This window comes from Streptomyces sp. NPDC056128 (genome assembly GCF_042263835.1).
Classification (GTDB): Bacteria; Actinomycetota; Actinomycetes; order Streptomycetales; family Streptomycetaceae; genus Streptomyces.
Genome location: NZ_JBHJVQ010000047.1, coordinates 35,615 through 46,300 on the forward strand (window position 1 = coordinate 35,615; position 10,686 = coordinate 46,300).

Consider the following 10,686-nt stretch of genomic DNA (forward strand, 5'->3'; position numbering starts at 1 on the left):
AGTCTGCCGTGCCTCGGAAATTTTTCACGAGCGCCAAACCGAACAGGACAAATGGTATAGCGATTAGGGTCATATATATTAGAGTCACTGCACTCCTGGGCTTCCTTGCGAACCTGATGATGCGCCATGATCAGATTACCTGCGCCTACTGGTCATGAGCAACTGACAGCGGCTGACAAATGCGCCCAGTTGGCGGTGGGTGATGAGACAGCAGGCGAGTCTGAGGAACGCTCGATTGCCGCCAGTCAACAGGGCGGCGAGCCAGTCGCTGATCAGGTGGTGTTTCGAGCGGCAGGCCCCGGTATACCTGCGCGGAGCCTGCGTGTATCCCTCCCCTAAGGAGTCGCCTATGCAGCGGGACCAGCCCAGCCGCGAGGCGGCGTTGAGCTCCGCTAGCAGGACCTTGTACTGCCTCTGCCACACGGCGCCTCGGTCCAGTACTGCAGCCGCCGCCAGCACGTCATGCTTGAGCCGAAGCCGGGATCCAGCGGGAGGTACTCCCACTGGGCCCCGGCTGTACAGCACTTACAAGGTCCCGCACATCGCACTCTGGTCAGAGAGCGGATCGCGTCCGAGATACCAGAACCTGCGTTCACGCTGCGGCAGCAACGGCTCCGAGAATCCCAAAGCTCATCCGACACCGCAACGTTCCCCATTCGAACCGAACGCGCAACTCGAACCCCAGAAACGGTCCTTCGGAATCCTCATCCAGTTCAGTCGCTGTAAGGAATCCAGGACAGACCGCCGCTTGGCGACCAGGTGCCGCCCAACGTGACAGGGCCTTGCAGGGCGTACCCCATACCTCCCGCCCAACCGGCCTGGTAGTAGTTGCCACCCGACTTGCGTCTGCCGACAGCCGCATTTCCTCCAACGAATCCGTCTGCCACCGTTACATTGGCCAGCTGGAATGCCTGGTCATCCGGTGTAGCCGAGTTTATTCCCACGGACATACCCAAGAATCTTCCGGCTGACCCATTGACGATCCCCTTACTTCCACCGAACGTCATTCCTCCAGTGATACCGAAGTTAGTGGTTCCATTTTGGAAGCCGACGTTGGCGCACACCATCAAGCAGCCAGTAAAGGAAACGTATCCATGCTTCCACAGGAATTCTCCACCCTGCTTCAGCGTGTAGGCAGCTATCTTCTGATCGTCGCTCATGTGATCCAGGGCCCATCTCATTATGGATCCTCGGATGCCTTCTTGCTTGCGCCTCGCAGCCTCCGCAGCCTTCTTGCGAGCAGCCGCCTGCGCAGCAGCCTCGGCTCGCGCCGCCTCCCTCATAAGCCTCTTGTAATAACTTGACTTGTAGTAGGTGCTGTAGCTCTTGTTGAGTGAGGCGAGTTTGTTTCTGTATTTCTGGGTTGTGCGGCCGCTGCTGTCGCGATACCCCCATTTTTCGTAGGCGTGCCTCATGGACTTCGTGTTGCCGTAGCCGAGGCCGGTGAAGTCGTCGTAGATCATCTTGCCGTCTGGGTCGGATGCAGTGATGGGACGGCTGTTGGCGTAGGCGTAGGCGTTCATCTGCAGGGGGTCGTCGATGTCGATGAGGGGGTCGACGGAGATGAAGGTGCCAAGGGTCGGGTCGTATTCGCGGGCGCCGAGGTGGGTGAGGCCGGTGGGGTCTTCGGTGCCGCTGACGAAGCCGCGGGTGCCAGGCATGGTTTCGCTCTGTTCCGAGCGGAGCTGGCCGAAGGGGAGTTGGCGGCGGCGGGTGACGGCGAGGGTGGTCATGGCGACCGCGGTCATGGCGGTGCCTTGGTGGTCGTTGATCAGGAAGGAGAAGCCGGTGCTGGTGCGTACGGCGATGGTTTCGTCGCCGTGGGTGTAGTAGCGCACTCCTTCTTTAGTCCCGGCGGGGGTGATCTTGAGTTCGTTGTTGCCGGGGAGGGTGAGGGTCTGGGTGCCGTCGGCGTCGCGGGCGATCATGCGGTTGCCGTCGGCGTCGTAGTGGTAGCTGGTGGTCTTGTCGGCTTCGGTGACGGTGGCGAGGTGGCCTTCGTCGTCCCAGGTGAGGTTCTGGGTGTGGGAGCCGATCGTGCGCGTTTTGGTGTTGCCGGCGTCGTCGTAGGTGAAAGCACTTGTCTGCCCGTTGTCCGGGCCGCCGCTGGTGGTCGTGGTCTGTGGTGCATGGGGGACGCTACTGCCCGGTGTGTTGTGCGTGTAGCTGGTGGTGGCGTCCGTGGTGGTCGTGGGGTTGGTGCTGTGGTCGACCAGTTTGGTGCGGTTGCCGACTGTGTCGTAGGTGAAGGTCTGCCAGTACGGGTCAGGGCCGCCGACGGTGGAGCTGCCGGGCTTGGCCGAGCAGTCGGTAGTGGTGGTCCAGGCTTCGGTCAGGCGCTGGAGGGCGTCGTTGGTGAAGCACTGGCTGTCGGTGGTCTTCTGGGCGTCCTGGCCGCTGGCGGTGGTCAGGCCAGTGACGTTGCCGGCGTCGTCGTAGGTGTAGGTGGTGTCATCGATCCTCTTCGGGGCCAGGTCGCGGTCGGAGGTCTGCCGGGTGAGGCGCCCGGTGAACTCGTCGTAGTCGCGGCTGAGGTAAAGCTTCTTGCCGAGCGTGCCGAATTCGAGACGGTTGACGCGTGAGAAGACGTCGTACTGGGTGGCGTTGACGAGGGAGACCGCTCCCGCGGTGGTCTTCAGGGGCAGATCCTGGTCACCGTAAATCGTGGTCTGGCGTTCACTAGGAAGGTTGCCGACGGCCGGGTGCTTGATCCATTCCTGGGCACCCGTGTAGGCGTTGTAGCCGAAGGTCCACGTGTAGCTGCCCGCGAGGGCACCGGCATCGGTGGGGATGGTGACGGTGCTGGCGGTGGGCTGGTAGGCGTCGTTGTAGGCGGTGGTGGCTGTGGTGTAGGCCTTGCCGTCGATGTATCGGGTGCTGCTGGTCAGCTGGCCCTTGGCGACGGTGTCGTAGGTCCACTCGGCCAGCAGCGTGCTGCCCTTTTTCAGGGTGCGCTGGCGGCCGAGGTCGTCGTAGCCGCTGGTGAGGGTGATGCCGCGGGCGTCGGTGACCGTCGTTGCGCGGCCGAGGGTGTCGTAGGTGGTGTGGGTCTTGCCCTTGTCGGGGTCGTCGGCGTCGGTTTTCTGGCCGCGGGCGTCGAAGGTGTAGGTCCAGGTGTTGCCGGCCGGGTCGGTGACGGTGTCGGGCTCGTCGTACTTGCCGTAGGTGTAGCGCGTGCTCTGGTGCTGGGTGCGGTCGGCGTTGGTGTACTGGAGCAGTTCGGTGGTGCGGCCCTGGACGTCGGTAATGGTGGTGGTGGCGGTGCCGCCGGAGGGCGGGATGACGGTGGTGCGGTCTCCGCCGTAGAGCGTCTTGGTGCGGTAGGCCTCATCGCCGTTGTGGCGGGCGATGGCATCGGTGACGCGACCCTGGCCGTCGTAGAGGTTCTCCACCATGGCCGGTACCGCGCTGTCGATGGCAGTGACGAGGGTGGTGGAGGGGGCGCCGTCGGCGTAGTAGGCGCTGTAGGTCTTGGAGGCCAGGCCGCGGGTGTCGTAGCGGGTCTCGGTGATGAGCCGGTCGGCGGTGCCGACGGCGGGGGCCTGGGTTTCGCGTTCGCGCAGCAGCCCGTCGTAGATCTGGAAGCTGGTGGTGTAGGTACCGTCGTGCTGCAGTGTCTTGGTCGCCACCGCGTTGGGGGCGGTCTGGGAGACGGTGTACGTGTACTCGGTGCTGGGCTGGTCGGCGTGGTCGGCCTTGGCCCATCCGGGCCGCCATACCTTGAGGGTGCGTCCGAGGCCGTCGAGGACAGCGTCGGTGCGCTTGCCGTTGGCGTCGGTGACGGCTGTGACGGCGCTGCGGGTGGGGTCGTAGGTGGTGGTGACCGCGTGCTTGAGGGTGTTGGTCTCCGTCTTGGAGGTGGGGGCCTCGAGGGTGGCCGGGCTGTAGGCGGTGGTGCTGGTGAGGTTGGCGGCGTTGGTGTCGGTCAGTTCCCGGCCGTGCTGGTCGTAGGTGTGCCGGGCGGTGGTGAGGCTGCCGGTGCCCTTGGCATCCTGCTCGTCCAGGCGGGTGACGTCGCCCTTGGTGGCGGCGGTGTCGAGGCTGGTGGCGCCGTCGTAGTAGTAGCGGGCGTCGGAGATCAGGTCCTTGGGCAGGGTGGGGGTCTTGTCACAGGCGACGGTGACGTTCTTGACCTGCTTGGGCAGGTCAAGGATGCCGGTGGAGGAGGCGGCATAGGTGGTGGTGGTGCATTCCTCGTCGCCGCTCTTGGCGAGGTCGCCGAGGTCGGACTCGGTGAGGACCTGGCCGTAGCGGTCGAAGGTCCGCACGGTCTGGGAGGCGCGCCAGCCGGTTCCTACGGCAGTGCGGGACTTGTCCTGGGCGGTGCCGGTGGCGTAGGCCTGCAGCGCGCTCAGCCCGGTACGGGCCTGTGTGGCCGTGGCCGTCGAGCGCCAGGGGGTGTAGCTGGTGGTCTGCTGCAGGGTGCCGCCGTCGCCGCTGAAGACTGCGTCTTCGCGTGGCATGCCGGCGAAGGCCGGGTGGTCGGTGACGTCGGTGCCTTCATGGTCGGCGACCTTGGCTCCGCTGATGCCGCGGAAGTAGCGGTGCTCTTCCAAGGATTGCTTGCCCTGGGCGGGGGCTCCGGTGCGGACCTGGACGCGGCCGTATCCTTTGCGGTCGCCGTAGGTGCGGTGGGCGGACTTGGTGAACTCGTCCTCGTCCTTGCCCCAGGCCATGCCGTCCAGGTAGCTGTAGTCGGTCTCCTTGGCCGGGGCGCCGCCGGTGTTGTCGCTCTCCAGGATCTGGGTGACGACGTAGGTGTGGAACCAGTCCAGGTAGGGCTCGTAGTCGGCGGCCGGGGCGTCCGGCGGGGACCAGATGACCGGGTAGCAGCGGCGCTTGTTGCTGGCGGGTGAGGGGACGTCGCCGGCCTTGCAGTCGGCCGGTGAGTAGGTGGCGCCGATGGTGGAGCCGGTCTCGGTGTTGATGGCGTAGACGCGGTAGCGGGTCATCGGCGGGACCGGGTCGGGGGCGCCGCCGGTGGTGGCTCCTTCCACGCGGTTGGGCAGCTGCTGGCCCTTGAAGGTCACGGTCGGCATCTGGATGTCGCCGGTACCGGTGTGCCCGGTGCGGGTGAGGGAGGCCAGCCACAGGGCGCGGTCGGTGCCGTCGCCGGTGGCGGGGAACTGGTGGGTGAGCTTCCAGGTGTCGACCGGCTTGTAGGCGCCGCCGGTCAGGATGCTGGTGTCGACCTGCGTGAGACGCTGGCGGGTCCAGAAGGACGGCGAGTAGCGGTCCTTGCACTCCTTGCCCGAGGCGCAGTAGCGGTCGAAGGGGACGTCGGGCCAGTTCTTGGCGTGTGCGGAATCGAAGGTGCCGCAGTCGCTCAGGCAGCGCTCGTCGACGGTGAAGTCGACCTTGCCCGCCGCTTTCTGGGTGTAGAGGGTGTTGTTATCGCGCAGGCCGTAATCGATGTGGTCGAGGTAGCCCCCGCGGTCGTAGGCGGTGGCGGTGGAGGCGCCGGTGCTGGGGTTGACGTTGAGGCCGTAGTAGTTTTCCTCGGCCTTCCAGTAGTAGGCGCTGGCGTCGCCGTGCGGGGTGACGACGTAGTCCAGATTCCATCGCCAGGCCTGCTGGCACCAGGAGTCCTTGTAGGCGCTGGCGTGGCAGGGCTCGCCGCTCTGGTTGCCGAAGACAGGGACAGTCCAGGTCGAGTTGGTTTCGGTCTTGCCGGAGGACCAGCCGGGCAGGCGGTTGTAGCCGAAGTAGTACTGGGTGCCGTCCGGAAGGGTCACTCGCCAGTATTCGCCGTCGTTGTCACCGTTGGCGCGGGCAGTGTCGGTGAGTTTCTCGACCTTGGTGCCGTCATCGTCCTCGAGGTGCCATTTTCCGGTGTCGTCGTCCTTGATGAGGACGTTGGACTGCCCGCCCAGGGTAAGGACAGCGTTGTCCTTCTTCCAGCACTGGTCGCCGCTCTTGTCGGTGCCGTTGCTGTTGGTGGTGTCCTCGGAGCAGGAGACGTAGCGGCGCTCGATGGATCCGACGTCGAGGGACCATCCGTCACCGACCCAGTTGGCCTGGTTGTTGGTAGCGGCGGTACGTCCGTCGATGGCCTGAGAGCTGTAGGCAAGGCTCAGGCCCGGCCCCTGGCCCGCGGCTACCGCTGGGGTATCGAGGTCGTAGCTCCAGGTGAAGCCGCCACTGGAGCCGCCGGCCGTCCACGCGGCGGAGGGCGAGAGGGGGGTCGCCTTGAAGTCGCCGGAGGCGCCCGACGCTGCAGCCGCCACGGCCAGCAGGACCGTTCCCTCAGAAGCTGTGAGGCCGCTGCCCGAACGGGCGGAGGGAGCCTTCGACACGGGATTGGAGCCGGCAGTCTTCCCGGCCGCCGCGGGCAGGTTCACCGCAGCGGCCACAGTGGCCTTATTGGTGTCGTTGCGGGTGGGCAGGCTAGTGCTCTTGGTGCACGCGGCCTTGTCCGGCGTACTCAAGGCACAGGCCGGCAGCTGCCTGAGGGTCAGCCGGGAGGCCCAGTCCCCGCCGTAGGCGTGACGGAAGCCGGAGTAGTCCACCTGCACATCGACCGGGCCGGCCGACCCGTCTGCGGAACGGACGGCGAGCACAACGCCGTCCACACCGACGGCTTTGGCCGCATCCTGGTCGAGTACCTGCACCTGCGCTTGCGCGAGCGTGGCGGCCTTGCCGGTCTGGCTGGTGCGTGCGCTCTTGCCCACCCGCACCGACGGGTCGCCGGTCTTGGCCAGGCCCGCGCCGGGGAGGGAAACCGTGGAGCTGCCCGGCTTCGGCCACGTGACCTTGGGTGCGCCCTTCCAGGCGTTCTGCGCCGTCTGGTCCGGGCGGTTGAGCTTGTGTGCCTCGACCGGGGCCGTGGGCACGGGGTCGGGCTTGCTCAGCTCGCGCAGCGCGAGGTCCGCGGCGGCTGCCACCGGCTCGGTGAGCATGCTGATCGCCAGATAGCCGACCACGGTCACCGCGACACCGCGCAGCAGACGTCTGCGGTGTCTCAACGCGCGCGGCTTTTGGGCAGAGTTCGCCCGCACACCAGACAAGGTTCCCCCCCTGGGAAGTCGTCAGGAACAAGATCCGAACGTAGATCCGAAGGAACTTAACACTCCATGACCGGGCGACGGCAGAGGACCATGGGCAATTCGCTGCACCTCATCTGAGAACTCCCGGAAAGAAAAGAGAGCTTCTTTACCGGCCGCGAGGGCAACCTTTCGGCAGTTCATGCGTCTACCCACCGTTTTGACGAATGCCACTAATGGGATTGTGCGGTCATTCAGCGCATGACTATTGCGACATACGGGATGTATGTAGTGAAGGCTTGTTTTGCGAAAGCCCTGCTCTCTACGGTGCGTAGTTGCATTGCCACTAGGGAGGGGAAACCGCACCATGACATGGGCTCACCGCGCCAAGAGACGGATGCTCCGGGCCGGACCCGCGGCCATCGCGCTCGCCGCGATGGCACTGACACAAGTCGAGCTGGCGCCACAAGCCGCCAGCGCCGCCACCACCGCAAAGCCACAGACGCAAAAGCCCGCACCCCCGCTCGATGCGCAGAGCCGTCAGGCGCTCGCCGAGGCCAGGGAAGCGGGAGAGCCGGTCGAGATTCTGGGGCAGCGTTCAGAGAATTCGCAGGTCTTCGCCAACCCGTCGGGCACCTTCACCGAGGAGCGCTATGCGCTGCCCCAGTGGGTCCGCAAAGGGAACGACCTCGTCGATGTCGACCCCACGCTGCATGCCACGGCGCAGGGATACGCCACCAAAGCCACCGAGACCGGCGTCACCTTCTCCGGCGGCGGTACCGGGCCCCTGGCGACGGTCGTCCGCGACGGACGGAGCCTCGCCTTCTCCTGGCCAGGCACCCTCCCTCCCCCACAGATCGCCGGCGAGACCGCCACCTACCCCGAAGTCCTTCCCGGCGTCGACCTCAAACTCCACGCCACACCAACCGGCTTCGGCCAGGCCCTGATCGTCAAGAACGCGGAAGCCGCCGCCAACCCCGAACTCCAGCAGCTCAACTTCGGAGTCACCAGCGACGGCGTCCAGCTCGAAAAGGACGCCCACGACAACCTCACAGCACTCAACCCAGCAGGCCAGGAAGTATTCACCGGACCCGCGCCCCGCATGTGGGACAGCACCACCAACGACACCCCTCAGAGAGCCGCGAAGCAGCAGAACCCTGCAGGCACCTCCCAGGTCGCAGATGAGGAGCCGACCGACGACGCCTTCGCCCCGCCCACCGGCAGCCAGCAGTCCCCCGTCCAGCTTGACACCGACGGGGAGACCATCAGCCTCACCCCCGACCGAGACCTGCTGACCGGCGACAACACCCAGTACCCCGTCTACATCGACCCCTCAATCAGCGGCTCCAGGTACTCCTGGACCATTGTGAACAAGAAGCACCCGAACAACTCCTTCTACAACGGTGCGGGCTGGATCAACTCCGACGGCAGCAAGGGGACCACCACCGCCCGCGCCGGATACGAGAACGAGACCAACGGTGTCACCCGGTCGTACTTCCGGATGAGCACGACAAACCTCTGGAATACCAACAAGGTCATCACCAAGTCCACGTTCCGCATCAAGAACACCTGGTCTTGGTCCTGCACCAAACGTAAAGTGGACCTCTACCGCACTGGGGTATTCAGCTCCTCAACCACCTGGAACAACCAGCCCGGCAAGGACGAGCACCTCTCGTCCGTGACCGACGCGAAGGGCTGGGGATCAGGCTGCCCCGCGGGCAACCTCGCCTTCGATACCACGGCAGCGGCCAAGGACGCGGCCGCCAGCCACTGGCACACCCTGGCGCTGCTCCTCCAGGCAGCCAGTGAAAGCGACGTGTTCGGCTGGAAGAAGTTCGACGCCAAGTCCGCTGTCTTGTCGACTGAATACAACACCGTGCCCAACGTCCCCACCGGCCTCTACACCTCGCCAGGCACCGGCTCCAAGTGCGGCACCACCGCCCCGTACACCGTGGTCGGCAACACAGACATCACCCTTGGCGGCACGTTCCGCGACGCCGACGGCGGCACCGTCAGGGCGCGCTTCGTGCTGTGGCCCACCGGCCATGGGGGGGCGGCCAACGAAGTCAACACCACCGTGTCCGCCGCATCCGGAACCGTCGGGAGACTCATCGTCTCGAAAACCAAACTGGCCACACTGCTCAACGACGCCGGCGTCACCGGAGTCGGCACCTTCACCTGGTGGGCCAGAGCCGAAGACGGCACCGGCAACAGCGCCTTCACCGCGCAATGCCACTTTCACTTCGACGGCACTCGGCCCAGCAAACCACCATCCGTCTCCTCCACCCAGTTCCCCGACGGCTCCGACGGCTGGCCGGAGAACACCAGCCCCGTCCGAACAGAAGGCACTTTCACCCTCGGAAACGGCGGCATCACCGACGTCGCCAAATACGAGTACTGGACGGACTGGGATCCCACCGTGCGCACAGGGACTCCCGCAGCCGTCGGCGGGTCGAAGGACGTGAACATGGAACCACCGTCAGCAGGCTCGCACGTCCTGTACGCCCGCAGCATCGACCGGGGCGGTAACGCTTCCGACCGCGCCGCCTACCTCTTCTACGCCACTGGCCCCGCCGAGGCAGACAAGCCCGGTGACATCAACGGTGACGGCAACCCGGACATGTATGGAATCGCAGGTGACGGCACTCTCAACCGCTTCTTCGGGGCGGGCGACGGGACCCTAACCAAGACATCCACTCTGGCCTCTGACACCTCCTGGAGTGGCGCCAAGATCACTCACCGGGGCGACTGGACCGGTGACGGCTACGAGGATCTCGTCTCCCTCAAACACGACAGCACCAGCAACACAGACCGCCTTTGGATGCACCCCAATACCGGCTACGGGTCAAATTGCACCGATTGCACCGACGCCAACTACGATCAGCGTGAACTCACTGTCTACGATCCGTCCAACAACCACTGGCAAGGAGCCGATGAGATCCTCGCCATCGGCGACGTCGACGGCCCCCTCGACGTCGACAGCGACGGCACCGACGACATCCCCGGCTACCCCGACCTGCTGGTCCGGCAGGGGGACCTGCTCTGGCTGTACTTCGGCACTCTCGACTACCGCCTCGACTCCACCCGCGAACCCATCCTGATCGGCCCCGATGGCTGGTCCTCGTACACTCTCGCCGCTCCGGGAGACATCTCGGGCGACGAACGAGTCGACCTCCTCGCCCGCAACACCGAAACAGGCGATCTCTACATCCATACCGGCACCGGAGACGACGGTGACGGACTGGCCGACCAAGTCACGAAGATCAAGACAGGCTGGGGATTCACCACCGCCAACGCCCCCCTGGTCACATCCCCCGGAGACGCGGACCACGACGGCTACCCCGACTTGTGGATCACACGCGAGACCGGACACCTGTGGTTCGTCCCCCGCGTCAACAAGGGTGACCGACCCCTTGTGGACCTCAGCGGCGACTGGGGCAACTACCAAATGATCAGCTGACCGGATTTCACCCCGGCCTCCCCGCCCCCGCAGGCCGGGGGGGCCGGCTCTTCACACCCGCCACGCGCACTGCACGTAGCACACCATGGACACCCTGCCCCGGTGCGCTCTCGGCGATACATCGGACTCACGCAGTGGGGGTTCCGCTCCCCCATTACCTTCTTGGTAGCCCCGCAATGGGGCGCCCGGCCTTCGGAGTTGGCATGACTTTCTCCCCCTGTCGATCGCATGTCTTGGGGGGTG

The 10,686-nt window shown here is 65.5% G+C and carries 2 protein-coding genes; one reads left to right on the plus strand and one right to left on the minus strand.

Annotated features, from left to right (window positions below; translation table 11 throughout):
• Positions 1–713: 713 nt before the first annotated feature.
• Positions 714–6,965 carry an RHS repeat domain-containing protein gene (locus tag ACFC1X_RS39000; protein WP_376363916.1) on the minus strand — a complete coding sequence of 2,084 codons (6,252 nt, stop codon included), beginning with the start codon at positions 6,963–6,965 and terminating at the stop codon, positions 714–716.
• 385 nt (positions 6,966–7,350) lie between these two features.
• Here ACFC1X_RS39000 and ACFC1X_RS39005 point away from each other — a divergent pair, with 385 nt between their 5' ends.
• Positions 7,351–10,443: an FG-GAP-like repeat-containing protein gene (locus ACFC1X_RS39005; protein WP_376363919.1), complete on the plus strand. Its 3,093-nt coding sequence runs from the start codon at positions 7,351–7,353 to the stop codon at positions 10,441–10,443.
• The last annotated feature ends 243 nt before the right edge of the window (positions 10,444–10,686 follow it).